22 protein-coding genes and 1 riboswitch are annotated in these 26,379 nt (G+C 65.3%); of the genes, 3 read left to right on the top strand and 19 right to left on the bottom strand.

Annotated elements, in window-relative coordinates; translation table 11 throughout:
• Positions 1-27: 27 nt before the first annotated feature.
• Together BST12_RS02155 and BST12_RS02150 are read left to right on the top strand one after the other, a co-directional pair.
• Positions 28-924 carry an alpha/beta hydrolase fold domain-containing protein gene (locus tag BST12_RS02155; RefSeq protein WP_170062036.1) on the top strand — a complete coding sequence of 299 codons (897 nt, stop codon included), beginning with the start codon at positions 28-30 and terminating at the stop codon, positions 922-924.
• On the top strand, positions 921-2,108 hold the full coding sequence (locus BST12_RS02150) for an NAD(P)/FAD-dependent oxidoreductase (RefSeq protein WP_083111353.1): 1,188 nt from the start codon (positions 921-923) through the stop codon (positions 2,106-2,108). The genes BST12_RS02155 and BST12_RS02150 overlap by 4 nt, the downstream gene beginning before the upstream one ends.
• A gap of 7 nt (positions 2,109-2,115) precedes the next feature.
• Here the strand turns inward: BST12_RS02150 and BST12_RS02145 are convergent, their stop codons facing one another.
• The 19 genes from BST12_RS02145 to BST12_RS02050 all read right to left on the bottom strand — a co-directional run bounded on the left by BST12_RS02145 (position 2,116) and on the right by BST12_RS02050 (position 24,936).
• On the bottom strand, positions 2,116-2,826 hold the full coding sequence (locus BST12_RS02145; RefSeq protein WP_083111352.1) for an MgtC/SapB family protein: 711 nt from the start codon (positions 2,824-2,826) through the stop codon (positions 2,116-2,118).
• A 116-nt stretch (positions 2,827-2,942) separates the two neighbouring features.
• Positions 2,943-3,266, bottom strand: a complete 324-nt coding sequence (locus tag BST12_RS02140; RefSeq protein ID WP_083111351.1) for a DUF732 domain-containing protein — start codon at positions 3,264-3,266, stop codon at positions 2,943-2,945.
• 36 nt (positions 3,267-3,302) lie between these two features.
• Positions 3,303-4,712 (bottom strand): PPE family protein, encoded by a 1,410-nt coding sequence (locus BST12_RS02135; protein ID WP_083111350.1) that lies wholly within the window; start codon positions 4,710-4,712, stop codon positions 3,303-3,305.
• Positions 4,713-4,725: 13 nt separating this feature from the next.
• Positions 4,726-6,000: a PPE family protein gene (locus BST12_RS02130; RefSeq protein WP_083111349.1), complete on the bottom strand. Its 1,275-nt coding sequence runs from the start codon at positions 5,998-6,000 to the stop codon at positions 4,726-4,728.
• Positions 6,001-6,926: 926 nt separating this feature from the next.
• Positions 6,927-8,117, bottom strand: a complete 1,191-nt coding sequence (locus BST12_RS02125) for a PPE family protein (protein WP_083111348.1) — start codon at positions 8,115-8,117, stop codon at positions 6,927-6,929.
• 309 nt (positions 8,118-8,426) lie between these two features.
• A riboswitch (M-box (ykoK) riboswitch) is annotated at positions 8,427-8,600 on the bottom strand.
• A 159-nt stretch (positions 8,601-8,759) separates the two neighbouring features.
• The gene (locus BST12_RS02115) at positions 8,760-9,965 is read right to left on the bottom strand and encodes a PPE family protein (RefSeq protein ID WP_083111347.1); all 1,206 of its coding nucleotides are present in this window, start codon (positions 9,963-9,965) and stop codon (positions 8,760-8,762) included.
• A gap of 99 nt (positions 9,966-10,064) precedes the next feature.
• Positions 10,065-11,336, bottom strand: a complete 1,272-nt coding sequence (locus tag BST12_RS02110) for a PPE family protein (protein WP_083111346.1) — start codon at positions 11,334-11,336, stop codon at positions 10,065-10,067.
• A 787-nt stretch (positions 11,337-12,123) separates the two neighbouring features.
• Positions 12,124-13,956, bottom strand: coding sequence for a type VII secretion AAA-ATPase EccA (gene eccA, locus BST12_RS02105; RefSeq protein WP_083111345.1), 1,833 nt, complete (start codon positions 13,954-13,956; stop codon positions 12,124-12,126).
• Positions 13,953-15,167 carry a type VII secretion protein EccE gene (gene eccE, locus BST12_RS02100; RefSeq protein ID WP_083111344.1) on the bottom strand — a complete coding sequence of 405 codons (1,215 nt, stop codon included), beginning with the start codon at positions 15,165-15,167 and terminating at the stop codon, positions 13,953-13,955. Before eccE ends, eccA begins: the two co-directional genes overlap by 4 nt.
• Positions 15,164-16,942 carry a type VII secretion-associated serine protease mycosin gene (locus tag BST12_RS02095; RefSeq protein WP_083111343.1) on the bottom strand — a complete coding sequence of 593 codons (1,779 nt, stop codon included), beginning with the start codon at positions 16,940-16,942 and terminating at the stop codon, positions 15,164-15,166. The genes eccE and BST12_RS02095 overlap by 4 nt, the downstream gene beginning before the upstream one ends.
• Positions 16,920-18,431: a type VII secretion integral membrane protein EccD gene (eccD, locus tag BST12_RS02090; protein ID WP_083111342.1), complete on the bottom strand. Its 1,512-nt coding sequence runs from the start codon at positions 18,429-18,431 to the stop codon at positions 16,920-16,922. The genes BST12_RS02095 and eccD overlap by 23 nt, the downstream gene beginning before the upstream one ends.
• Positions 18,432-18,712: 281 nt before the next feature.
• On the bottom strand, positions 18,713-19,615 hold the full coding sequence (locus tag BST12_RS02085) for an ESX secretion-associated protein EspG (protein ID WP_083111341.1): 903 nt from the start codon (positions 19,613-19,615) through the stop codon (positions 18,713-18,715).
• A gap of 97 nt (positions 19,616-19,712) precedes the next feature.
• Positions 19,713-19,997 carry a WXG100 family type VII secretion target gene (locus tag BST12_RS02080; protein ID WP_083111340.1) on the bottom strand — a complete coding sequence of 95 codons (285 nt, stop codon included), beginning with the start codon at positions 19,995-19,997 and terminating at the stop codon, positions 19,713-19,715.
• 50 nt (positions 19,998-20,047) lie between these two features.
• Positions 20,048-20,344 (bottom strand): WXG100 family type VII secretion target, encoded by a 297-nt coding sequence (locus BST12_RS02075; protein ID WP_083111339.1) that lies wholly within the window; start codon positions 20,342-20,344, stop codon positions 20,048-20,050.
• A gap of 280 nt (positions 20,345-20,624) precedes the next feature.
• Positions 20,625-20,924 (bottom strand): PE family protein, encoded by a 300-nt coding sequence (locus BST12_RS02070; RefSeq protein ID WP_083111338.1) that lies wholly within the window; start codon positions 20,922-20,924, stop codon positions 20,625-20,627.
• A gap of 301 nt (positions 20,925-21,225) precedes the next feature.
• Positions 21,226-22,458, bottom strand: a complete 1,233-nt coding sequence (locus BST12_RS02065; RefSeq protein WP_083111337.1) for a PPE family protein — start codon at positions 22,456-22,458, stop codon at positions 21,226-21,228.
• Positions 22,459-22,470: 12 nt separating this feature from the next.
• Positions 22,471-22,770 (bottom strand): PE family protein, encoded by a 300-nt coding sequence (locus BST12_RS02060; RefSeq protein WP_083111336.1) that lies wholly within the window; start codon positions 22,768-22,770, stop codon positions 22,471-22,473.
• 193 nt (positions 22,771-22,963) lie between these two features.
• Positions 22,964-24,178, bottom strand: a complete 1,215-nt coding sequence (locus BST12_RS02055; RefSeq protein WP_139801456.1) for a PPE family protein — start codon at positions 24,176-24,178, stop codon at positions 22,964-22,966.
• A gap of 563 nt (positions 24,179-24,741) precedes the next feature.
• Positions 24,742-24,936: a ferredoxin gene (locus tag BST12_RS02050; RefSeq protein WP_083111335.1), complete on the bottom strand. Its 195-nt coding sequence runs from the start codon at positions 24,934-24,936 to the stop codon at positions 24,742-24,744.
• A gap of 229 nt (positions 24,937-25,165) precedes the next feature.
• Between BST12_RS02050 and BST12_RS02045 the strand changes: the two genes are divergently transcribed.
• Positions 25,166-26,347, top strand: coding sequence for a cytochrome P450 (locus BST12_RS02045; RefSeq protein ID WP_083111334.1), 1,182 nt, complete (start codon positions 25,166-25,168; stop codon positions 26,345-26,347).
• The last annotated feature ends 32 nt before the right edge of the window (positions 26,348-26,379 follow it).

Raw genomic sequence — 26,379 nt, 5'->3', positions numbered from 1 at the left:
ACACTGATGACTGCCATGGACCGCAGAATGCTCAGACTCAACATCAGCCACCGGCTGCTTCGCTCGACCGGCATGCGCAAGCGGCTCTTTCCGGCCGCCAAGCTGGACCGCTGGGCCGCCCATCCGCGGCTGCCCTACACCGGCCGGCCGTCCAAGCGGGTGCTGAAGAAGGTCGAGGTCACCAGGGCCGACGTGGCCGGGCGCCCGGTTTACCAGGTCAAGCCGCTGGTGGGCTCGCCGGCGCCCAATGGCGGGCAGTTGTTGTACCTGCACGGCGGGGCATACGTGCTGGACCTGATGCCGCACTTCCACTGGCCGGCCATCGCAAAGCTGGCCAATCTCACCGGCCGGACGCTGACCGTGCCGATTTACCCCATCGCTCCAGAGCACAGCTACCGCGAGGTGTTTCCCTTTCTACTGCAGGTGTACCGCCGCATGCTGGACGACCACGATCCGAGTTCGATTGCGTTCATGGGCGATTCGGCCGGGGGCGGCATGGCCTTTGCGCTGTGTCACGCGGTGCGCGACGCCGGTCTGCCACAGCCGACTGACGCCGTCCTGCTATCCCCCTGGATGCACGTCGGGCTGCCGGATCCGGACGTCCCGGCCGTCGCCAAGATCGATCCGTTCCTCAACCTCGACGACCTGCGGGCGGCGGGACTGCGCTATGCCGGCGGCGACCCACTCGACACACCCCTGGTCAGTCCGGGCCAGGGGCCACTGGACGGCCTGCCGCGGCTCACGGTGTTCACCGGAACGCACGATGTGCTCAACCCCGACACCCGGGCTTTCCGCAACCGCGCGCTCGCCGAGGGCCTGGACATCGGATGGTACGAGCGGGAAGGAGCTTTGCACGTGTGGATGTACTTGCCCAATCGCAGCGCCATGGAAGCCCTGGTGCAGATCCGCGAGGTGTTGCAGTGACCCAAGTGCTGGTAATCGGATCTGGGTTCGCCGGTCTGTGGGCGGCCCTCGGCGCCGCACGACGGCTCGACGAGCTCGCGGTGCCGGCGGGCAGTGTCGAGATCACCGTTGTGAGCGCAGAACCGTTTCACGACATCCGGGTTCGCAATTACGAGGCTGACCTGAGTGCCTGCCGCATTCCGCTCGCCGACGTGCTCGACCCCGCCGGCGTCGCACATGTCACCGACGAGGTAACCGGGATCGACGCCGACGCCCGGCGCGTCACCTCGGCAAGTGGCCAGACCTACCCCTACGACCGCCTGGTGCTCGCGTCGGGAAGTCGGGTGGCCAGGCCGGACCTGCCGGGCCTGCCGGAGTTCGGTTTCGACGTCGACACCTATGACGGCGCGGTCAAGCTGCAACATCACCTGCAGAAGCTGGCCGACGGTCCCGCGACGCCCGCGGCGGCCACTGTCGTTGTCGTCGGCGCCGGCCTCACCGGCATCGAGACCGCTTGCGAACTGCCGGCCCGGCTGCGCGCCATGGGCATGACCCCTCGGATCGTGCTGGTCGACCACAACCCCTTCGTCGGCTCCGACATGGGGGTATCGGCGCGGCCAGTGATCGAAAAAGCCTTGGCGGACAACGGGGTTGAAGCCAAGACCGGTGTCGGCGTTGCCGCGGTCGGCCCGGACAACGTATCGCTCTCCTCGGGTGAGCAACTCGCCACGGCAACGGTGGTGTGGTGTGCGGGGATGCGGGCCAACTCGCTGACCGAACAACTGCCGGTGGCCCGCGACCGGCTGGGCAGGGTCGCAGTCGATGACTACCTTCGAGTCGTTGGGGTGCCCGCGATGTTCGCCGCGGGCGACGTAGCCGCGGCCCGCATGGACGACGAACACCTGTCGGTGATGTCGTGTCAGCATGGGCGCCCGATGGGCCGTTATGCCGGTTACAACGTCATCAGCGACTTGTTTGGTCAGCCGATGCTGGCACTTCGAATTCCTTGGTACGTAACGGTTCTCGATCTAGGGCCGGCCGGGGCGGTGTACACCGAGGGGTGGGATCGGATGGTCGTGTCACGTGGAGCGCAGGCTAAGGCCACTAAGCAGACGATCAATACCCAGCGGATCTACCCACCCTTGACCAGAAGCCGCGCCGACCTGCTGGCGGCCGCCGCACCGGACCTGCAGGCCCGCCCTTAGCGCAGGATCAATCCGCGGTCGCTTGTTCACCGGCATACCAGTGCACGGCGTAAATGCCTGGCTGTAGCGACAATTCGGCCACCATGCGCTCCAGCTTGGCCGGTGCGTGGCCGCCTATGAGCAGGTGCGCGGCCAGGGTGACCTTGTCGTCGTCATCGGATGGACTCGTGTGAATGCCCCAGAGCGTGATGTCGTTGTTACTGGTGTGCTGGACGATCTGGGCGCGCGCGTACTTTGCGGATTTGCGCCGACCAACCACCTCCACCTGATAAGGCTGCAGGCTTTCGTCCTCTTCGACACTGTTGTCGTGGTCGATCAGGCGGCCCAGCGGGCGCCCCAGCAGATGGATGGCCACGACCGTACCGGTGGCGATCACCGTGAATACCAAATGCCCCGAAGCGGCCAGCACACCCACGGCCGCCGAGCACCACAGGGTAGCGGCCGTATTGAGACCACGGACATTGAAGCCCTCGCGCAGAATCACTCCGCCGCCTAGAAACCCGATCCCGGACACCACATATGACGCGACCCGGGTGGGGCTGCTGTCCTCGGTTGCGGCCGCGTACAAGACGAACAACGTTGCGCCAGTTGCCACCAGAGCATTGGTGCGCAGGCCGGCCATGCGTGCCCGCCATTGCCGCTCGAAGCCGATCAGGGAACCGCAGCCCACTCCAACGCCAAGCCGGAGCGCGAAATCGGCGATGCTGAGGGTCTGCATGACGGCGCACTCCTTTCCAACCCGTCGGCGCGGCGGCAGCTAACCACGTTCAGGTGAACGGCAAGTGGCCCCGAGTCGACGCTAACGACCCGGTGCGAGAGCAAAGACGACTTGGGTCAGGCGTGGCTAAGGTGGTGAGGGCAGTAATATTTCGACGCGAGCAGCGCGAATTGCGACGCGGCTTCCATGTCCAATCCGGGGTTTCGAGTCTTGACGTCGTGGAGTAGCTCCAGCCCCGATTCGCCGTTATCCAGGCATCCACACACCGCTTTCGCCGAGCCAATCGCCGAAGCTGGGTTGCTGTAAGTAATGCCGGCTTGCTGCAGCGCCGCCAGGAACGCCGCGTCGTCGCCGTCGTGGGTGTCGTCCGGATCGGCATACGCGGGTGCGGCAAGACCGATCATGGCCGCGACGCCAAGTAGCGCCAATAGCCGTCTCATAGCTCTAACACTCTCCTATGTCTGGTGGTATGCCCGTCAGCCCAACGAGGCATCCGACGGCAAGACTTTCGGCTTGTCGCCTTTGGTGAGGTGGACCGCGTGAATACCGGGCTTCTTCGACAGTTGCTCGAGCAGACTGTCCAGCCCTTCTTGATCGACGTTGTGATGCTGGACGCTCTCTGGTTTCTCCGAAATCTGTGCGACCAGGCGCTTTAACTGCTCAGGCGAGTGTTTGTCTTTGAGGTCCTTGATCTTTGTGAGGCGCCCTTTCACGCCGACACGCGCGTAGGCGTCGGGAGCTCCAGCGCCAAAGGCGCTGCCGAGCATCCCCGCGGTGGACATCGCACTGAACAGGCTCCCCTCGCTGAGCGCAGCGGCCGGCACCGCGTCTGGCCCAGCGGCCGACAGGGCGGCGGCCACCATCCGGATTCCCGGAGTGGCCGGTGCCCAGCTCGGCGGCACCGTCAACTTGCCGACCAGCGTGCCGCGTCCCAAGTCCGCCGCCACCGGGTTCACCGAGCTGGCCAACCAGCCCCGGCCCCAGTGCGGACCAGCGACTCCAAGTCCGCCACCCAGCGCGTCCTTGGGTAACTCGCCGAGTACCCCGGGCTTGGTGGCGAATTTCAAGAACTGCGATGCCGGGAAGTTGATGATCAGCCCGATGTCGTTGAACTGCGTAGTGAAGCCGAGCGGAACCTTGATGGCCTGATACAAGCTCGTGTACGTCGCCGCGGTGGTGGGGCCGAAGATGGCGTCGATGAGTTGCGGGACGGCGGTGTTGTACGCCGTGGCAAGGTCTGCGCCCCACTGCAGCAGCGTCGAAATCGGATCGGCCGCCCCCAAGAGGGACTGCAAGTCGGTGGCCGCCGCCCCGCCGGCGGCCTGGCCTACCGCGGCTCCCTGGCTGGCCAGACCCGCCGCATTGGTCGTCTGGGGCGGCTCGGTAAAGGCCGAGACCTGGGTGGCGGCCGCCGACGAACTCACGTAGCTGTTCATCGCCGAAGCGTCCTGGGCCCAGAATTCCGCGTACTGGGCCTCGGCGGCCGCGATTGCCGACGTGTTCTGTCCGAAGAGGTTTGTTGCCACGAGCGAGGCAAGTTGGCTGCGATTGGCGGCGATCACCGGCGGCGGCACATGCGCGGCGAACGCGGTCTCGTAGGCGCTTGCTGCCGCGTTGGCCTGCGTGGCCGTCTCTTTGGCCTGCGCGGCGGTCGTGCTCAGCCAGGTCAGGTACGGAGCGACGGCGGCGGTCATGGCTATCCATGACGGGCCGACCCAGGGTCCGCTGGCCAGCGCCGAAATCGCCGACGTGTAGAGGGATACCGTGGACTGCAGCTCGGCGGCCAGCGAGTCCCAGGCCGCCGCGGCGGCCAGCATGGGTTCTGCGCCTGGTCCGGTGTACATCCTGCCCGAGTTGATCTCCGGCGGTAGCGCCGCGTAAAACATGCTTGCCCCTTACCTAGTCCTCGATCGCCGGTATCACGATGATGGTGGCCGCGGCCGGGTCAGCCTCGGCGACGACACCACCCACCGCGTGCGCTGCAGCGCCGCCACTGGAACCAAACGCAGTTGTCCCCAGGGCTCGTCCCGCCAGGCTTGATAGCGCCATCTGGCTGAACACCCCGCCCTCGCCGGCCAGCGAGGCGGCCGGCGCGGCCGTCAACCCAGTGGGAAATATCGAGGCAAGCGCTCGCATCGCGGGAGCTTCGGTGGTCCAGCCCTGCGGCACCGACAAACTGCCCACCAGCGCCGCACGGCCCATGGCACCCGATGCCACGGGGGCGCCACCGGCACCACCGGCAGAGGTTAGGTTCGCTCCCAGCTGCGGGGCGATGGGTGCCAATGCTCCACTGATGGGTTTGGCGGGAGTGAGGAAGGCTTGTAGGCCTTGACCGTTCTGTGCGTAGGCGTATATCTGCCCGAACGACAGGAATGGCCCACCGGGGATGGAGGTCAGTCCCTGAATGGAATACGGCCCGGTGAGGGTGGCCATGATGATGTTCCAATTCGCGATGTCGGTCGCGAGCCAAGGAGGCAGCGGCGGCAAGGTGAGCCCGGGTACTGCTGCCGCCGACGGATTTGTCGCCAGGCCTTGCAGCGCGTTCGGCATCGCCGAGATCAGCTGGGTGAGCTGGGAAGTCACCTCCGAGCCGGTAGAGCTGGCGGCGGCCTGGGCCACCGTTGCCGATTGTGCGGCCGCCGCCGACGGGTTCGTGGTTTGCGGGGGTTCGTTGAACGGCGTCAACGCCGACGCCGTCGCCGACGAGGCCGCGTAGGCGTACATGGCGGCGGCATCCTGGGCCCACATTTCTGCGTAATGGGCTTCGGCGGCCGCGATCGCCGGGGTGTTCTGGCCGAAGATATTGGTGGCGAGCAACGTCATCAACAAGGCGCGGTTGGCCTCGATGACCGGCGGAGGAACCGTCGCGGCGAACGCCGTCTCGTAGGCCGCCGCGGCGATCTTGGCCTGGGTGCCGGCCTGCTCAGCCAGCGCGGCCGTCGCACTGACCCACGACACGTAAGGAGCCGCCGCCGCCGCCATCAGGATCGACGACGGGCCCGTCCACGGCCCGACCGTCAGCCCCTCAATGGCGGAGCTGTATGAGGCGGCGGCAGCGTGCAGTTGCGCCGCTACCTCGTCCCAGGCCGCGGCCGCGGCCAGCATCGGCGCTGAGCCCGCACCCACGTACATCCGACCGGAGTTGATTTCCGGCGGCAACGCCCCGAAGTCCATATGTGTTACCTCCGGTCCCCTATATTGCCGTCATGGTAATCACGGCCTGGTAGTTCTGCACACGAATCAGTCCGGCTCTCATCAGGCTCACCAGACATACAAATGATTCGGGAGTGAGTGAGCCGCTCATTTAACCACGGCGAAGCCGCGTGGCCCCCCATTCGTCGACCGTGTCACGGTTGGATTTTCCTCCCCTGTTTCATGCCCTGCCTCAGGCTCCCCGGCCCGATATAATGACATACTGCGCAAAATTTATTTGCATTGGGTTCCGCTCACGTAAGCGCAACGTAAACAATGCGTTTCACCCACCGTTGGCCGCCGGTGAGGCTCGTTTACAGCTACCGAGGTGCAAAGGCAAAGATGCAGTTGAGAGACACCTACACGCCAACTTCGCAAACGACCCCAAAGGATTCAAGAGCGCGTCGATTGGAGCGCTGACACGCGTTGTCGGCGACCGTGAATTTTGCGCATTTTATTGCCTGAATCGCCAATAATGCTTCCCTGTACGTCGCTGACGCAACGATCAGTATTCAAGGAATGCATCGGCACAGTGCTTTTTCGAATTTATCAGCGGCCGCCATTCTTGCCATGGTTCATGCTATGAATTTCGTATGCGGTCGTAACATCATCGAAGGCCGCCACATCAACAGCTCCAGGCGAGTCGACGGAGGCTGTTGCCGGATGGCATTTGAGACCTAAGTCTCCCTGGATTCGACGCCACTGGTCGCCCGGCCCCGCACTTCCATCGCCTGAACCTGCCCTCCATCCGTGGCGCCCGCTGAACCTCCTACGATCCGCCGCTACCGCCAGCCGTTGTCTTCCGTGCTGCCAACGCTAGGCGAGCGTACGCAACGCGTTAAGCCAGCGTTGTTACACGCGCCTGTCAGCTAGTTGCTCACTTTCTGTAAATTTTCTGGACGTCCGGGCTACCCCGCGGCGGGTGGGCGAGTCACGAAGGTGGGACGGAACCCGTATTGGGGCACCGCACGCCCGAAGGGCTGACCGGACATGTTGCCCATGGGCACCGCAGGCATACCGGCGGCCACGGCCGGCGGTGGGGCGACCATCGGAGTGCCCCCGAGTGCTGCCCCGACGGGACTTGTCGATGGTGCGGCCGCGAGCCAGCTCGGTGGCACCGACAGCTTGCCGATGATGCCGGCGTCGCCCGCAGCGGCCGATACCGCGCCACCCAATCCGCCCGCGGACGCCAGTGGGCCTGCGGCAGCATCGCCAACCCCGGTCGCGGCAGCGGCGACGCCCTCCGCAGCCGCATCCGCGGCACTGTTACCAGCCAGCACGCTGGCCATGAAGGGAGCAAACGCGCTGCCCGGCACGAAGAGCCCAGTCGAAGTTATGGTGTTCCAGACATTCGCGTTGGGCCCCCAGGCGTTCCAAAAGGCCTGCCACCAGGCAGGTCCGGACCCAGTCAGCAGGTCCCAGATGATCTGCCACAAGGTGGTGCCGTTGGATCCCGAAAGTCCTTGTAGTGCACCAGGTATCGCGGCGACCAGTTCCGATAGCGCGCTCTGCTGAGTGCCGGCAGAGGCGACGGCTGCTGCCTGGGCGGCCAGCCCGTTGGGGTTGGTCGTCGGCTGGGGTTCGACGAAAGGGGTCAGCCGGGCGGCCGCGGCCGAGGTGCCGGCGTACGCGTACATGGCGGCGGCGTCCTGCGCCCACATTTCGAAGTAATGCGCCTCGGTCGCGGCGATCGCGGGGGTGTTCTGGCCGAGGATGTTGGTGGCGATCAACGTCCTCAACAACGTGCGGTTTGCTGCGATCACCGCCGGGGGCACCGTCGCGGCGTACGCGGCTTCGTAGGCACCCGCCGCGGCCTCGGCTTGGGCGGCGGACTGCTCGGCCTGGACGGCGGTAGTGCTCATCCACGTCACGTAGGGTGCGACGGCGGCTGCCATCGATGCGGCGGCCGGGCCGTACCATTCCTCGCCGGTCAGCGCGGCCAGCACCGAGTGGTAGGACAACGCGGTGGCGCGCAGTTCGGCGGCCACCCCGTTCCAGGCCGACGCGGCTGCCAGCATTGGTCCGGAGCCCGCGCCGGTGTACATGCGTGCGGAGTTGATTTCGGGCGGCAGAGCCGCAAAGTCCAGTGGGGCGGTCATGGTGGGGTTCTCCTAGCTGGAAGATCCGAAGCCGGCGCCCCGATATTTCAATTTCTGTGTTCTATGGCTAATTTCCGCGCACGCCAATCAGGCGCACTCACGAAACTTGAGTGCGCGGTTGAGGATTTAGCGGTAATGCCGAATCAGATTGCGAAAAATTGGGCCGGGCCGGATCGAAACGAAATGGTCGTCGATCTCGGATACGGACTATCGCCGGGACTCACTTCGCTCTCACCTCCTCAGGGCCGGGGCACACGGGGATGCCGGGCAAGGGCACGCAGGGATGAGGGCCAGCACAAATCGAGCTGAGCGGCACCCCTCTCGACAGAGCTTTGGCACCACACGGCGTATCCCGCTGACTAGCCGGAAGCCACTTGGGCTCAACCCTTAAGCCGGGAAGAGCTGTCCTGACCCTGGGCGTCTTTCGACGTTCGAGGTCAGTGGCCTATGTCCGTGCAGACGCCTCACCTAGCGAGGTGCATGCAGAGGCCATCGTGTCACTCGAGGCGGGAGTAGTCAACTCAACGCGCTCAGCGATTTGCAATGCTCAATTCGCAAGAGCTGAACAATCATTTCGCGTCAGCAAACAATCTAGATTAGCGCCGGCTAGCGGAGAATTGCCCTTACCTGGCTGAAGTTCGGCTATCCGCCGGACGGCGGGCGCGTCATTATCGTCGGCTGGAATCCGTAACGAGGGCCACTACCGAAGCTGCGCGCGTAGACACCAGCGCCCGGCATACCGGGTAGGCCGGGCACGGTTGAGGCCTCCGGGACAGCGGCAGTACCGGTCAAGCCGGCGCTGGTGACCGGGTTGCCGGCATTGGTGGCTGCCTCGACGGCGGCGGTCCAGCTGGGCGGCACCGATAGCCGGCCGACCAGGGCGGCCTGATTGGTGCCGGCCGTGACTCCCCCGACGCCCGGTTGGGTCACCATAGCCCCGGCGTTGAGTGCAGCGGTGGAGCCGGCGCTCGTCGACGAGGCCGCCGGCCCATCGCCGAGAGCCACCGAATTGATGTCGGCGATTGCACCCGTGATGGCCGGCAGGATCGCTCCGGGAGCGGTGTATCCGGCAGACGTGAAGCCATTCACCAGGTTGGAATTGAAGAAGATCCCGTAAGGGTTGCCGTCGTTGCCGTCCAGGAAGTTCAGGATGTCGGCGAGCAGACCCGTCTGGGGTAAGGCGTCGAAAGGCGATGCCGCGGCCGGTGACGAGATTTCTTGCAAGGTCGCCGGCACCGCGGACATGAGTTGGGGCAGCTCGGTTTGGGTGATGCTGCCGGTTGCCTGGGCGACGGCTGCGGTTTGCAGGGATGGTCCGGATGGCTTGGCGGTCTGTGGGGGTTCGGAAAAGGCTTCCAGCGCAACGGCTTCCGCCGCGCTTGCGGCATATCCGTACATCGCTGTCGCATCCTGGGCCCACATTTCTGCGTATTCGGCCTCGGTAGCCGCGATCGCAGGTGTGTTTATGCCCAGAAAATTGGTGGCTACCAGCGCCAGTAGTCGGGCACGGTTGGCGGCGACCACCACCGGCGGCACCGTCATGGCAAACGCGGCCTCGAACGCCGCCGCAGCCGCCGCGGCCTGACTGGCAGTCTGGGCCGCCAGCAGTCCCGTGTCGCTCATCCATGTCACATAGGGGGCGACCGCCGACACCATAGCCGCCGACGCCGGCCCCAGCCAGCCCTCACTGATCAACGCGGAGATCACTGACTCGTATGCCGTTGCGGTCAAATGCATTTCGGCGGCAAGGCCATCCCAGGCCGTCACGGCAGCCAGCATTGGCGCCGAGCCGGGCCCGGAATACATGCGCAGGGAGTTGACTTCAGGCGGGAGCGCCCCGAAATCCATTGCCTGCACCTCCTTTGAATGGCCGAACGCAAGGCGGCAGCGATCGCCGATGCCCGCTAATGCCCTGTGATGCCCTCTGATGCCGTCGTGGCTTGGCCGTCATCCAGCGGCTGGCGGGCGTCCCATGACGGTCGGGCGGAACCCGTATCGCGGGGCATTGCCGAAGCTGTGGCCGTAAATGCCCGCTGCGGGCATACCTGGCACGCCGGGCATACCTGCGGCCGCTTGTGGGACGGCGGCGGTGCTGGTCCAGCCGCCGCCGGGCGCTGCGGCGCCGGCATGGTTGGCCACCGCGGTAGCTTCCGTCCAGCTCTGCGGAACAGACAAACGCCCGACTAACGCCGCCTGATTCGTACCGGCCGTCACCCCACCGCTATTCCACGAAATAGCGCTTGCATCCGATAGCGGAGGCAGGTTGGTGGGGTTAGCCGGAGAGTTTGCCGGTATCCACGACGGGTTACCCTCGCCCGAGCCCATCGGCGGGACGGACGCCCCTTCTTCTGCGCCGAGTGCTACGGCATTGATGTCGGCCATTGCGGCCCAAATGGCTGGGCCGACGATGGCGGGGCTGACGTATCCGGCTGAGACGAACCCGTTCACCAGCGAGGAGTTGAAGAAGATCCCGTAGGGATTCCCGTCGTTGCCGTCCAGGAAATTCAGGAGGTCGGCGAGCAACCCCGCTCCGGGAAAGGCGTCCAGCGGCGACGCCGCAGCGGGGGAAGCGAGTCCTTGCAGGCTCCCCGGCACTTGCGACATGAGCTGCGGCAATTCCGTCTGGGTAAGGTTGCCCACCGCGTTGCCCGCGGCTTGAATGACCGCCTCGGCCTGCTGGAGCTGACCGCTGGGGTCTGTCACCTGTGCTGGTTGGGTGAACGGTGCCAGCGTCGATGCAACGGCAGAACCCGTGGCATAGCCGTACATCGCCGCCGCATCCTGGGCCCACATTTCGCCGTAAGCAGCTTCGGTAGCCGCGATCGCGGGCGTGTTCTGGCCGATCAGATTGGTCGCGACCAACGCCTGTAACTGCGTGCGGTTGGCCGCCACAGCGGCCGGGGGCACTGTCATGGCGAACGCGGATTCGTATGCGCCCGCTGCGGCTGCTGCCTGACGGGCGGTCTGCTCGGCCTGCATGCCGGTGATGGTCATCCACGACAGATACGGGGTAACCGCAGCCACCATCGATTCCGACGCCGGCCCCACCCAGCCATCGCTGGTCAGCACCGAAATCACCGTTTGGTATTGAGCGGCCGTCGAACGCAGCTCCGCGGCAAGCCCATCCCAGGCCGTCACGGCCGCCAGCATCGATGCCGAGCCCGGCCCCGAATACATCCGCAGCGAGTTGACTTCTGGTGGTAATGCTCCGAAATCCATTGCTACACCTTCCTTAACCGGCTACTGCTTCGATGGCCGCGTCGACCACGCAGCGCGAATTGTCTTGCGGCAGGACGACATTGCACGCTGTGCAGTTCACCGGCCGCTGGTTCCAGCGATTCGAGTCGGGTGCCCACAGAAGACATCGGACTCCTCCTTTTGAGACAGTCCGACCCGGATCGGGGTCTCGGCCGCTGCGGCGGTGTCGGGGATTGCCGATGGCACGTGCGCATCTGGCTGCGCAGCGTTTCGGATACTCGGCGCCAGTCGATTTCAGACGGCGGAGAACGCGCCGTGACCGGATCGGGAAGAAACGATCATCAACTCCGTACGACCACTGTCAATAGATCAGTCCCGCCCCACCTCCCGTCAGGATTCGGTCACCCGGGAGTGCCGTTGAGTTGCACATAGTGGGATGGGGTAGTCCAGCAGAATTTGCCAGATACGGCGTCCCGCTCGTCCGAGCTTCGGCACAAACAGCGTATCCGGCTGTCGCGCCGTCCGAAGCGAGTTGGACGCAACCCACAGAATGGCCATGTCGCGCCGCATTCGGGCGGCCTTCGCCATGTGACGTCAATTGCTAATTCCGAGCCTGTTTTCGTGCAGAAACTTCATCTGACGGGCCAGTCAGCGACATCGTGACATCGCTGCGGATGCGGGGTCAAAGCGACTCGCGGCGGTTACGTCGAGTTAATTGCGACGCATCAATGCCGGCCGCGAATGGAGGCCGGAACGCTCGTGGTTTGAGCCGATGCTGGTTAGCTGCTGGCGCCAGGAAGAAGGGCGCTCAGCTTGTTTTCTTCTCCGCCACGGCGGCGCCGAGGCCTTCGGCCAGATCCTCGCGCGTCAACTCTTTGAAGCGGCGCAGTTGCACTTCGCTGAAATCGGTGAGATCGCTGGCCAGCACTTCGTCGAGGATCGCGTCATCGAGCCGGAAACTGCGATGGTCGCGCGCTTTCTCCACCACATTGCGCACGAATCCGGCATTACCGAGGGTATCGATGCCGCGGATCAAATCGCCGTCTTCGGAATAGGTCTCATCCAGATAGAACTTGGTGTAGGACGGCAACAACACCTGGACCGCGTCGTCGGTGATGACGTCCTCGTTTTCCTGGCCCATCAATCGGGTCAGCGCGAGCAACTCGTCCGGGGTATAGCTGAAGAACTCGATTACCGTCGAAAAGCGCCGTCGCAGACCCTGATTCACCTCGAGCATCTTCTCCATTGCCTTGGCATAGCCCGCACCGAAGACCACCAGTTCATCTCGATGGTTCTCCATGTAGAGCAGCAGGGTATTGATGATCGCGTTGCCGTAGGGGTCGCCTTGGGAATAGCCCTTCTCGTGCAGGGTGTGCATCTCATCGAAGAACACTGCGCCGCCGAGTGCGCCCTCGAGCATCTCTTCGGTGTTCTTTTCCGCGTCGGCCATGTAGCGGCCCAACAGCTTGGTGCGGCTGGTCTCCACTACCACTGGTTTGCGAAGTACCGTCAGCCCGCACAGCTGTTTGCTGAATGCACGTGCCACGGACGTCTTACCGGTACCCGGCGGCCCCAGCAGCAACGTATGCCGCGACGTCACCGGTACCGGAAGGCCCATCTTGGCGCGCGCCAGGTTCACCTTCGTGGTGGACTTGATGAGCTTGATCTCCCGCTTGGCCCGTTCCATGCCGAGCATCGCGTTCAGCTCGGCATCGCCCTCGGCGAGGTACTTCGCGGCCATCTCGGCGTGCCGGGCGGCCTCGGTCTGCGCCCGGGTCGGTGCACTCTCCGGATCCCACGGATCGGTGCGCGCCTCAATGGTCTCGGGGTCGGTCAGGACCAGCCGGAAGTTCGGGTTGTCCAGCGCCTCGCGGGCCGGAGTGAACTTCGCGTCGCGTGAATACACGCGACGCAACAGCTCGACCGCTTCCTCTTCGCGGCCGACGTGCCGCAGACACATGCCTTGGGTGTAAAGGGCGATGTTGGCCGCGCCCGGCACACGGTCACCTTCGATGGCTTCCTGCGCCCGCCGGTAGGCCTCCTCGAAGACGCCGAGGGAGGCCAGCGCGGTAGTGGCCATGGCCGCGCCGGCGGCTTTGAGTTCGGGGTGACGCCAGGGCGTGGCCTCGGGAAACTGGGCCAGCACGTCCGGCCAGCGTTTGGTGCGGAAAAACAACACGCCCCGCACGTAGCTCACCAACTCGGTGTCGAAGGGGTGCTTGGGGTCGGTGGCGTCCAGGAGTTCGGCCGCCTCCTTGTAGCGCTTGGCCTCGGCGAGGACGGCAGCGTACGCGCAGGCCAGTGAGTCCACGCTGGTCACCGCTAGGCGCAGGAACAGGCCATCGGATACTTCGGGGCGAAACTGCAGATCCGTGACGCCGAGTCGGCGGGTTTCCCAGCCGAAAGTCCTTACCGCCGCCCAGGCACCGGCGAGCACTTCGATGCTCTGGTCACCGGCCAGCACCCGAGCCAGCCAGGCGTCACACATCATGGGGTCGCGGGTGGTAGCCGTGGTGAACATCTGCGCGGCGACCTGCGGATTGTGGCTGGGTTGCAGCCCGTTTACCGAAATTCCCGACGCCAGCAGACCGGCGACCATGGCATTACGGGCGTCTTCGGCGGCGGACTGCGCGCGGGTCATTGCCCTGCGGACGAGCTTGTTGCGTGCTCCGTCTCTTGGCTGACTATGAGCTCGAGCTCCTCGTGATCCCGCAGCTCACGACTGGGGATGACCAGTTGGGGCCGAGTGGTGGGCGCGGGCAGGCTGGCGCGCACTGCGGCAAGCTGGCGGCCGGTGAGCCGGTTGAGCCCGCTCGAGAGTTCTCGGGGCAGCCGGGCGGCGCTGTGGTAGCGCACCCATGCCGACAGCGCCGGCCGTCCGACCCGCGTGGTCAACCGCACGGTGATCACGCTCGCGCCCACTTCGGGGGCATCAGCCAACCACAGCTGCTCCAGCGTCTCGGATTCGATGTCGGCCGGCGTCACCCAGAAACTGGTCACGAACCCGTTGAAGTGCTTGAGGTGACGCCAACCGGGACGACTCCACGTCGGCTCCAAATCAGCTAAGACCGCGCTGTCGACCTCAGCCAACTCGTCGGCGGTCAACGGGCGCGCGGCGCAACTTTGTCCATCCAGATCCTGAACCAGCCGCTCGGTGGCCGCCACCAACGTCGAGGCCAACGAATCGCGAGCCACCACCGCGGCAACATTGCGCAGCGGATTCATCCGCAGCACCAGCCAGGTACGACGCCGATCGGGTGCGGGGCCATCGCCCACCATTCCCCACTCTTCGGGTCCCCACTCCTCTAGTGAGGCCGAGGCTTTGGCCGCCTCCGCTCCACCACGCACCTGCACCGACACAATGTCGATGCCGTCCAAGTGAATGTCGAACTGGCGCAACCCGTCAGCGACCGCGGCCACCGACACAACGGGCGCCGACGAACTCGACCGATGGCGGTGCCGACCCGTCGGGTCGCCTTGGCCGCCGTCAACGGCGATGACCGTGACCAACCGGCCCCGGTACTCGCGCACGCCCACGGTGTCACGGCCGAACCGGCGCTGATAGTCCAGCGCCGGCGTGCATCCGGCGGCCAGCGCCGTGCCCGGGTCAGCAGACCAATCCCACAGCCATGCCGCCACGCCGGACGTCACCGTGAGTCCGTGGTAGGTGACCACTGACAGCAGTGTCACCAGCACCGCGAAGCCCACACCTACCCACCAGGCCACATGGTTTTGGCCCTGCCACGACTCCGGGCAATGGCTTGCCACCACCAGAATCAGGACGTCGAGCAAGAACACCGCGGTCAGCCGCGGCCACGATAACGACAACCCGAACCTGCGCTGAGCCTTCATCGCTGCTTCCTTGATCGCCGCATCAACGTCGCCGTACCAAACACCGCGCCGCCTATCAGTAGTGCTCCGGTCAGTCCCCCGGCTGCCACCCAGACTGGCACCATATTCCGATCTGCGGGTGGCTTTGGTAGCACCAGTGGCGCCGACAGCTGTTTCGGTGGCTTGGCGGGGCCTTCCGGCACGTCCCAAGTCAGCGCCGCGACCGGGTCGACCACACCGTAACCGACCTGATTGTCGACACCGCGAGCAGGCGGCCTGGCGGTGTGAATCAGCCGATTCATGACCTGGTAAGCCGACAGCTCGGGGAATTTGGCCCGCACCAGCGCCGCCACACCGGACACGATCGCGGCCGAGAAGCTCGTGCCCGCCGGAACCAGCAACGTGTTGTCCGGGCCGTCGACCGCGTTGATCAGACCGTCATCGCGGGGCGAAAGCCCGACGACATCGGTGCCCGGCGCCGCTATCGACACCCACGGTCCGGCGATGCTCATTTGACTCAGTGGCTGCCCATTTGAGTCCACTCCACCGACGGTCAAAACGAAGTCGCTGAACCAGGACGGAGTCACGACGGTGGTGACGGCATTCCAGTCGCGAGGATCGTTGGGCTGCAGCGGATCGAAGATCGGATTCTGCTTGCAGTCCTTCTTGCTGCTGTCGCCGGCAGCGGCGACGATGAGCGCGTTCTTGTCGACGGCCGCGTAATGCACCGCGGCGCCAAGCACCCGCTGGTCGATCACGTTGCGCGCGCTCATACAGGTGACGTCCGAGATGTTGATGATCGAGGCGCCCATGTTGGCCGCATGCACGATCGCGCGCGCCATGGTCTGGACGTTGTCGATCTTTGCTGCCGTCTGCGGATCTTCGTCACCGGTGTAGGCGTCCTTGAGGCCAAAGGCCTGGCTGGACTGCCGGATCGAGATCACGTCGACATCCGGTGCGATCCCCACGAACGCGTCGGGCGCCGGCGCCGCACCCGGAGCGGGCGGTGGAGGTGGTGGCGCGGGCGGCGCAGGAGTAGTCGTGGTCGACGGGGCGAGCGGGTGCGGGTGGTCGACGGGCGCCACCTTCGCGCCGCCGGCGTAGCCGGGGATGGTGACCGTGCCACCGCCGCGGTTGCCGGACGGCGCCTGTCCAGGCCCGGGTGCCGGCCCCGGCGGGGCTCCCTCCTGCGACGACGGCGGCGGAGCCGGGATCACCGTAACGGTTGGACCCGGTACCGGTGACAGCGTCACCGTCTGCGGCGGCGGAGGCTTTTCCGTGGTGGGAATGGTGACCGGCCGGCGCGGTGCAGCCGGCGGCGGTACCGCCCCGTTGGCCGGCGCCGCGGCGATCATCGACGCCACGATGGTGCCGTGGGCGTCGCAGTCCGCCAATCCGTCTCCGCCCGCCATTACGTAGTCACCGCCGGGGATCAGGTGCGGCAACCTGGGGTGTGGCGTCACGCCCGTGTCGATGACGGCGACCTTCACTCCCCCGCCACGCCCGAACTGCCACGCCTCGTTGAGGTTCAGCATTTCCATGTACTTCGGCTGCAACCGAAAGTCGGTGCCCGGCAGCACCCCTACCTCGGTGCAGTAGGAGTTCTGCTTCATCGGCGCCACCGGCCCCGGTGGACCGTCGGGCGGCACTGCGGCGGGATCAATCGTGGGCGGCGATATTGCAGAAGCGGGCGGCAAGCCGGCTAACGCACCGGAGGCAAGCAGCATCGCGGCGACGGTCGCGGTGGTTGCGCGACCACGCCACGATCTGCTGCTACCGGTACCTGATCGCTGCATAGACATTCATCAACCACAATGCCAGCGGGAAGATCGGCATCAGGCAGAGGTATTCGATCCACTCCACAAACTTGCGGAACAGCGGGCTGTAGATGGTATTAGGCACCACCGCGGCCGCCGTCAGACCCGCGGTCGGCAGGAGCACCAGAATCGCAGAGGTGATCGACACCGACAACGGCGAGTGCAATCCCACCGCGTACCGCACGCACACCGCGGCCACGATGATCACCGCAGTAGCGGCAAGGGTGATCGCCTGCCAGCGGTCGACATACGAGCGGCCGCGCAACAGCAGGAAGCCCGCCGTGAACCCGGCCAGGATCAGTGGCAGCCAGCGCTCGTGGGTGTGCGGGTTGGACAACGCCGTCGCGGATATCACGACCATGACGCCGAGTCCGACCAGTAGGCCGCTCAAGAACGACCGAGCGCGTTCCGCCTGCAGCAGCACGTCTCGCACCGACGCCGGACCTTCCAAGGTCGGCAGTCCGCCACCGGACCTCACCACGGTTGTCGGCAGATCGGGCCGGGCCTCGAAAACCCACCGGCTGGTGGCCGACGGGAAGACGGGCAGCCGGATGCCGGCCAGCCGGCGAGAGAGCGCCGGCGCGGCATGGTAGAGGAACACGCAGGCCAGCAGCAGGCTGCTGAACAGGGTCACCGCACTGCTCGCCGCGACCATCCGCCACAGGCTCGCGATCGTCGTCAGCGTGCTGATCGTGATCACGGCGGTGTAGATCGCGAGTCGGCGACCGGTGAAGCGCAGGGCCAGCGTCGCTGCGACCGCCAGGACTCCGAAGCCCAGCACGGCTTGGGGTGAACCCACCGGGCCCGGCGGTGCGGCCGCTGCGGCAATCGTCACCGGCACGATGCCACTCATCAGCATGATGTCGGCAACGCGGCGATCCGCGTCCGTCTTGGCCCGCATCAGGAGCAGCATGGCAACGGTCAGCACCAGCACTCCGACCACCGCGGTGAAGATGGTGGTCAGCCAGGAGTTGTGGTGCCAGCGCCACCAGCCGAGCACTCCGGACGCCAGAACGACGCCGCTCGCCACCATGGTGGCACCGACCTGTACGGCGACCACCGGGTCGATCGCGGCGAATCGCTTGCTGAGGTTGGACGACACCGCGGTGGAGATGTGCTCGATGACTTGCGACCGATGCTCGGTGTCGGTGATGAACCGAATCCACAGCCGGTCGCCGTCGTAGACGTCTTGTTCGGTGAGCGACTGGGTGGCACGCAACGGGGTGCCATCGACCAGGCACAGCGCCCACCTGCCGCGTCCGGCGGCTTCCAGCGGATTCTCACCGAGCTCCCGGAGGCGACTGTTGACCACCTTCAGCAAGGGGTCGGTCATCACCGAAACCGGCGCGTTGGCGTCCAGGAGCACGCCGATCTGCACGCCCTCGCCGGCCATGATGCCGACGACGACGGCCCGGGGCGACGAGACGCCCTCTACCTCTGCCTGTGGTGCATCAGCTACTGCGGTCATCGTCCCGTACCCCCTGACGTGGCGAACGTGTTACCCCGTGATTCAAGCCGCGCGGGGAGCGCTTTCGGTGTACTCACCGAAGCGCCCGAGGGGTGATGCCCCCCCGGCAGCTGCGGCTCGACTGACTCCCAATCCATTTGCCTCGCCTCGCGACTAATAGTTGTGGCTAACGTACATTTTCAGTTTTTGCAGCCGATTCTAGAGCAGTATGCCTCGTCCGCATCCAGCTCGCACTTTATGTTTAAAACTGTTGCTGCACTGCGTTTTTCGTAACAGTGTTGTTAAACTCTGCTGTGCGTTTTCCACTCCCCATAGGGCAGTGTGTCCAAAACCGTCTTAATTCCCACTTGCACCAACTGCGGGGTAGCCGGACAAATTGCTAGCCAGGCTTCGCCGGACCCCGCCGTCCGCGCCTGCTGGTACAGGGCGATGCGCCCGCCCGATCCGTCTTTGAGCGACAGCACCGAGGCGCTGGGGCCCTTGGCGTCGTCGCGGTACTGGCGCGCATAGACGGCGACCTCGGCTGCCGGATCCGACAGCGCCTGCCCCAGCGCGGCCACGGTGGATGCGCTGATGCCCATGCGGCGCAGATCGCCGCCGGAGAACACGTTGAAGCCGGATTCCTGCCATGACTTGGTGGCCTCGAGCATCTCTTCCAGCGGGACGTTGACCGCGTTGATGGCCGCCGGGTCGGCGTGGTGGATCGACTCCAAACCGTCGATCACCAGTGCGGCGATCGAAGCGCTGTCGGCGACCGATACGTCGTCGACGGTGATGTCGTTGCCAACCCGGACCGCCGACACCCAGTGCTGGCCGCGGCGGGCCAGCACCACGCGGAACTCGTTGTCCGGGATGTCGCGCGAGCCCGGCGGCTGGTTCTCGTCCTCGACGACCCCGTAGAGCAATTTGCCGCGCGAGAGCAACGCGACGACCTCCAGGTCCGGCGCCGCGAGCACCTTCATCCGGGCGGCCACCTGCTCATTGACCGAGTCGCCGACGACGATGCCCTGCTCGCGCATGACCGCCATGCCCGGGTGCTCGTTGAGCCAGTCGTTGTTGTCGGTGGATACGTACGGCCGGCACCGCAACTCGGGCGCGACGTGCCGGATATCCAGCAGCGCCTGCAGCATCCAGAAGCCGTCGACGTTGACGGTGATGTCGGTGCGGGTACTTTGTTGATCCATCCCTACCTCAGAGGTCCTCGGTCATTCCAGTGCCAGTTGACTGCAGGACACGGCAGCACACCGGCTGGTGGTGTGCTGCCGCGCCTGAAGTTCGGTTTTAGGCCCAGCTGGAGCCGACGGCGCTGTCTGTTTGCGCCATGTTGCTGCCGGCGGACTGAACCTTTTGCCCGTGAGCGTTGGCCTGCTCGTAGATCACCTGGAAATTGCGACCCAACTGGGTGATGAACTCCTGGCAAGCCACCGAACCGGCGCCACCCCAGAAGTCACCGGCAGCCAGCACATCGCGAACGATGGCCTGGTGCTCGGCCTCCAGGTTTGCGGCCTGCGCGCGGATGAGAGCGCCGTGCGCGTCAACATCCCCGAACTGGTAATTAATGGTCATATCGATGTTCTCCTATCGTGAGAAAGCGTACGCAGCTGAGGCTTTGGTGGCTAGCTGCTGAGGGTCTGCTGTGCAGCCTGCTCTTGCTGCTCGTAGTTGTTGGCGTCGCGGACGAGGCCGTCGCGCACTCCGTGCAGCATGTTCACGATGTTGCGGAAAGCGGTGTTCATCTGGCCCATCGTGTCCAGCGAGGTCGCCTCGGCCAGACCGCTCCAGCCGGCGCCGGAGATGTTCTGCGAGGACGCCCACATGCGGCGAGCCTCGTCCTCGACGGTCTGGGCGTGCATCTCAAAGCGGCCGGCCATGTCGCGCATCGCGTGCGGGTCGGTCATAAAACGCGTGGTCACTTGCTTGTCTCCTTAATTCTGGTACTTGCTGGTTAGATCATCTGTCGCTATTACGACGATGGCCGGGCCGGCCGCGCGCTGGCGCAACTGCCGATCCGAACTACGGATGACCCCCCCTCCCCTATCAACCGGCGGTAACCGGCTTGTGCATCACGGTGTGATGGACGTGCAACCTCGACCCCGGTGTCGGGGTTGACGAAGGATCGACCGGCCGGCGGGCGGTTGCCGCGGAACTCATGTCCGAGCCGATCCGTCCCGAGCCCTGGATCCGTCCGCCCGATCAGCCCGCAGCGGCCGCGTTGGCGGCCTCGGTGGCCTCGTACGAGCCGGAGCTCGTTGCCAGCGTGTTAACGAACATCTCGTGAATCGCCGCGGCCTGAGCGCTGACGGCCTGGTACATCTGAGCGTGTGCGGCGAACTGAGCCGCAGTCAGCGCTGAAACCTCGTCGGCTGCTGCCGGCACTACCCCCGTGGTCGGCGCTGCCGCAGCAGCATTCTGGGCGTTCATCGCCGAGCCGATACCTTGCAGATTTCCGGCCGCCGCAGCCAAGGCTTCCGGCTGTGTGGTCACGAACGACATGCGGTTTTCCTCTCTTGAATAATCCCCAGCTACCGCTCTTTGCATGAGAGTAGATGACTAGGTCGCACCAGGTCGCCTTCGACGCCCCCTGTTCGCATTTGTTCACTGGATGCCACGACGAATTCACCTGCTGTAACGACACAGTAACAGCGTGTGACCTGGTTGGTGGCCCATTGAGCGGGGCTGGTTTCGGGTGTTCCGCGTCATCGGAGCGCCGCCGTGGAAAAAATCTCGCGTCGGAAAATCCATGCCAGAACCACCTCTCGAGGACACTCGTGCACCGCTCGCAGGCCCACGCGGGCTAACCAGCAAACGGTGGACGGGCCATCACGGTGGGCCGGAACCCGTAGCGAGGGCCGGAACCGGCTGCGCCCGCTCCGGCGCCCGCGAGCGGCATGCCGCCGAGCAGGTTTCCCACACCGGCGTCCGGGGCGGCGCTGACCGTGCTCACCGGCAGCGGTGCCGCGTGGCCGATCGACGGCCCCAAGCCGGCGATTGCCGCCGGCACGGACAACTTCCCGATGGAGGCCGCCTGGCCCATGCCCGCCGCGACTCCCCCGACGCCGCCACCGCCGAACAGTCCGCCCAAGCCGGCCAGGCCTTTGGCGGCGGCCGCACCCCCGGCCGACGCGGCGGCCGGTGCCAGTCCTTTGCTGAGGGACAGCAGCGTGTTTGCCATGCCGGTGGAGAAGTACGGCAGACCCTCAATGTTGTAAATAGGGCCGGCAAAGTTCCTGAAGGCGGTGATCAGCCAGGCCGGGTTCACCGTGCTGTTACCGCCGATTCCGGTGAGGATCGAACCCATGACGGAGTTCGGGGCGAAAACCGCTCCGGTCAGCGTCTCGCTCGTCGGCGTAAGCCCCAAAAGGGCTATGTTGCCGGGCGACGTGAGGCCCGCCAGCTGGGCTTGCAACCCGTTGACCAGGCTTAATAGCGACTGCTGCGCCGAGCCGGCCGCATTGCCTACCGCGCTGGTCACCGCTCCGGACTGCACTGCCGCGGCGGCGGGACTAGTGGTCTGCGGTGGTGCGGCGAACGGCGTTATCTTCGTGGCCGTCGTCGACGACGCCGCGTACTGATACATGACTGCGGCGTCCTGGGCCCACATTTCCCCGTATTGCGCCTCGAGGGCCGCGATCGCGTTCGTGTTTTGACCGAAGACGTTGGTGGTCAGTAGTTGTGCCAGCTCCGCACGGTTCAACGCGACCAGCTCGGGTGGCACTATCGCCGCGTACGCGGCCTCGTATGCCGCCGCCGCGTTGGTGGCCTGGGCGGCCGCCTGTTCGGCCTGGCCGGCTGTGGCGCTCATCCACCCCACATACGGCGACACTGCCTCAGCCATCGATGCCGACGCGGGCCCAATCCATTCTTCGCTGCTCAGCCCGGTGATCACCGTGTCGTAGGCCATGGCCGTGGAATTCAGCTCCGCGGCCAACCCGTTCCAGGCGGAGGCAGCGGCTGTCATCGGCCCTGACCCAGGGCCGGCATACATCAGCGCGGAGTTTATCTCCGGCGGTAACGCCCCGAAATCCATTGCCTGACCCCCTTATCTGCTTGCGGCTGCGTTCGCGGCCTCGGTAGCCGCATAGGACCCAGCGCTGACGCCCAAGGTCTTGACGAACATGTCGTGGATGGCCGCGGCCTGGGCGCTGACGGCCTGGTACATCTCGGCATGGACGGCGAACTGTGCCGCCGTCAGAGCCGACACCTCGTCGGCTGCAGCTGGAACAACCCCGGTGGTCGGTGCTGCAGAGGCTGCGTTCTGCGCGCTCAGAGCCGAGCCGATGCCTTGTAGCGTGGCGGCGGCCGCCGACAATGCTTCTGGGTGTGTGGTTACGAACGACATTTGATTTCCCTCCTCAAAAGGCTTTGTGGCTTTTCCCCTTCAAGAAAATTCACGCCACAGTCGCCGGATGTAGTTTTATCGGCATCGAGCTTTTACTTGCCGTTGCCCGCGGCAACGGGCCAGCAGTTGCACCTCCACATGCATCACGTCGCTCCAACCATTGGTCGCGGTTTTCATGTGCCTCCCTGTCGCCTCATCCCGCCGACGGCGGACGGGCCAGAACGTTGTAACGAAACCCGTATTTGTTGACGTATCCCGCGGTGCGCCGACCCGCGCCGGTCAGCGGCAGCCCCCGCAACAAGCCCGAGGTTCCGGCGTTGCTCGCGGCGCTGTTGAAACCGTCGATGCCTCCGGTTCCGGGCGATAGTGGGGTGATGTTGGAGACCGTGGTGGCGGCCCAGGTCGGTGGCACCGACAGCCGGCCGATGGTGGTGGCCTTGCCCAAACTGGCAGCCGGCGCGCCCCAGGAGCCGCCCACCGCGCCCGGTGGCGCCAGCGCTCCGCCCAGCGCAGGGTTGGGCGCTGGGGCGCCGGGCAATAAACCCCCGCCCCACGCGATCAGCGAATTGACCGATCCCAATGCGAAATACGGATAGTTGGTAACCGAATTCCAAATATTGGTCGAATCGCCAAATGCGGTGGCAATCAACCCCGTCGGTCCCAGGAACCAAGATGGCAGCGCTAAGGACGACGGATTAAGCGAAAAACCTAATTGCGTCAATATCGAGTTGACCTCGGCTACCGGCGTAGTGGTCGATATCGACGATCCCAGCGTGCTCAATAGCGAAGCCATTGTGGTGGTGGGAAGGACCGTGGCCGCGGAGTTGGCGGCTGCGGATGCCGCCTCGCCGACGGCGGCGGCCTGCCCGGCGACCCCGTCAGCATCGGCGGTAGCCGGTGGCGGCAGGAACGGACTCAACTCCGAAGCGGCCGCCGAGGACGCCGCGTAGCCGTACATGGCTACGGCGTCTTGAGCCCACATCTCGGCGTACTGGGCTTCGGTGGCCGCGATCGCCGGTGTGTTCTGCCCGAAGAAGTTCGTCGCAATCAGGGTCAGCAACAGCGTGCGGTTGGCGGCCACCACGGCAGGTGGAACCGTCATCACAAACGCCGTCTCATAAGCCGCCGCCGCGGCCCGGGCCTGCATGCCCGCCTGCTCGGCCTGCTCAGTGGCGCCGTTCAGCCACGCCACATAGGGCGTGGCCGCGGCCACCATCGCGGTAGCGGCCGGTCCCACCCACGGTGCGCTGGTGAGCTCGGTAATCACCGCACCGTAACCCGCGGCGGCCGTGCCCAATTCTGCGGCGAGCCCGTCCCAGCCCGCCGCGGCAGCCATCATCGGCCCTGATCCCGGACCGGCATACATCCGCCCCGAGTTGATCTCCGGCGGTAATGCCCCGAAGTCCAACACCACCCCTCCTCAGCCGACCGTGCCCGCGTGAGCGAACCCGGTCGACGCCCTCGTCATGTCCTACTTCTTGACTGCCTGCCTCGATTGCGCGCCGCAGTTGCGTTGTCGCCGACGCTCATCCCCCGCTGGCTCAGCCTGGACGCCCTGGATATCCGCCGGACTACGCGCGAGCGTCCGCAAGCGGATAAGGGGTCATCGACGGTCACCACCACGACTACGTGCGGGTGTACGGTGACCAACGAAATACGCCCTCAGCCTCGAAAAATCCGACATCTTAACATCGTTAGACAACAGTTCTTTCGTTGCAGAACCGTTGCATATCGAACACATTAGATTGCCAAACCGGCGTCGTGACCTTGGCTCGCCAACTATTCATCGCCTGGGAACCAGAGTTCAGCTTCCGTTAAATTACTATTCGATAACCATTCAGTTTCAGCCAGCTGACCTGCGGAATCCGCGCGGCGCTCGGTTGCAATGGGCCGGAAACGGACTCTAGTCAGCTGCACATGAAATTTGAATTCAGCATGCGAAGGGCCCAGAGGCTGCGGGCCGCGCTGTCGTCAGTCGGCTTCGAGAATGAGCGCCATTTCGGGGCAGGCGCCGACGCCGTCGCGCGTTACCTGCTCGTCTTCGGGCCGCACATGGCGTTCCTGAAGGGTCGAATAGCCCGAATCGTCGATGGGGAACAACTCTGGATCGACGGCGTAGCACTGCGCGTGTCCGACGCACCTTGACTGCTCGAGACGAACCTTCACGGGTTTCCTTCCTCGAGTAGGCCTCGACCGGGTGTCGATCGCGTCAGGTATCTGCACGAGATGGACCGCGACAGAGGGTATCCGAGCGGCGACGGCTCCGCCAGGGAGGCGACGAGGCGGCTCCGGTGGTGGCCACGGGTCGCGCATGCGATATTTGCCCTGCCACGTGGTAGGACCGAACTCGCGGTCTCGGCTCCACTGCGGCGAGAACGGAGATCTGAAGAAGCACATGAGCACTGTCGACAGCGGGCAGCCCAACGCGTTCTATTTGCCGCGCCTGGAGTACTCGACGTTGCCGATGACTGCCGACCGAGGTGTCGGGTGGAAGATCCTCCGCGACGCCGGGCCGGTGGTGTTCATGAACGGCTGGTACTACCTGACGCGTCGCGAGGATGTGCTCGCGGCACTGCGGGACACCAAGTCGTTTTCGTCCAGGGAAGCGCTGCAGCCGCCGGACAACCCATTGCCCGTGGTGCCACTGGGATTCGACCCTCCGGAGCACACGCGGTACCGCAAAATCCTGCAGCCCTTCTTCAGCCCGTCGGCCCTGGCCAAGAAACGGCCGGCGCTGCTGGAGCAGACCGTCGCGATGATCGAGGCCATCGCGGTGCGAGGTGAATGCGAGGCGATGGCAGATCTGGCGAATCTGTTTCCGTTTCAGCTGTTTCTGGTCCTCTACGGTTTGCCGCTGGAGGATCGTGACCGATTGATCGGCTGGAAAGACGCTGTCATCGGTATGTCGGACAAGCACTATCCCGCCGAGGCCGACGTCGCTGCTTCGCGGGCACTGTTCGAATACCTGGCGCAAGCGATTGCCGATCGCAAGCAGAATCCGGGCCCCGACGTCTTGTCGCAGGTGCTCATCGGTGCCGATCCGTTGAGCGAGATAGAGGTGTTGGGCCTCAGCCACCTCTTGATCCTGGCGGGGCTGGATACGGTGACCGCTGCGGTGGGTTTCTGCCTGCTCGAACTCGCACGGCGACCCCAGCTTCGGGACCTGCTTCGCGACGATCCCAAGCAGGTCAGGGTCTTTATCGAGGAGATCGTCCGTCTCGAGCCGTCCGCGCCGGTGGCGCCTCGGATCACCACGCGGATCGTCAATGTCGGCGGCATGATGCTGCCCGCGGGCTCGAGGGTGCGGTTGTGCATGGCCGCGATCAACCGGGACGGCTCCGACGAAATATCCACCGATGAACTCGTGATGGATGGAAAGGTGCACCGGCACTGGGGTTTTGGCGGCGGACCGCACCGCTGTCTGGGTTCACACCTGGCGCGGGTTGAACTCACGCTGCTGGTCGGCGAGTGGCTGAAGAGAATCCCAGACTTCGAGCTGGCTCCGGACTACACGCCCGAAATCAAATTTCCCTCAAAGTCTTTCGCGCTAAAAGCGTTGCCGCTGCGCTGGGGCTGAATCGGTCGATCCCGGTCCAGCCCCAGCGAAGA

Source organism: Mycobacterium angelicum, assembly GCF_002086155.1.
Lineage (GTDB): Bacteria > Actinomycetota > Actinomycetes > Mycobacteriales > Mycobacteriaceae > Mycobacterium > Mycobacterium angelicum.
Note: the sequence above shows the minus strand (reverse complement) of the source record. Positions and strands in the feature narration are given on the sequence as shown.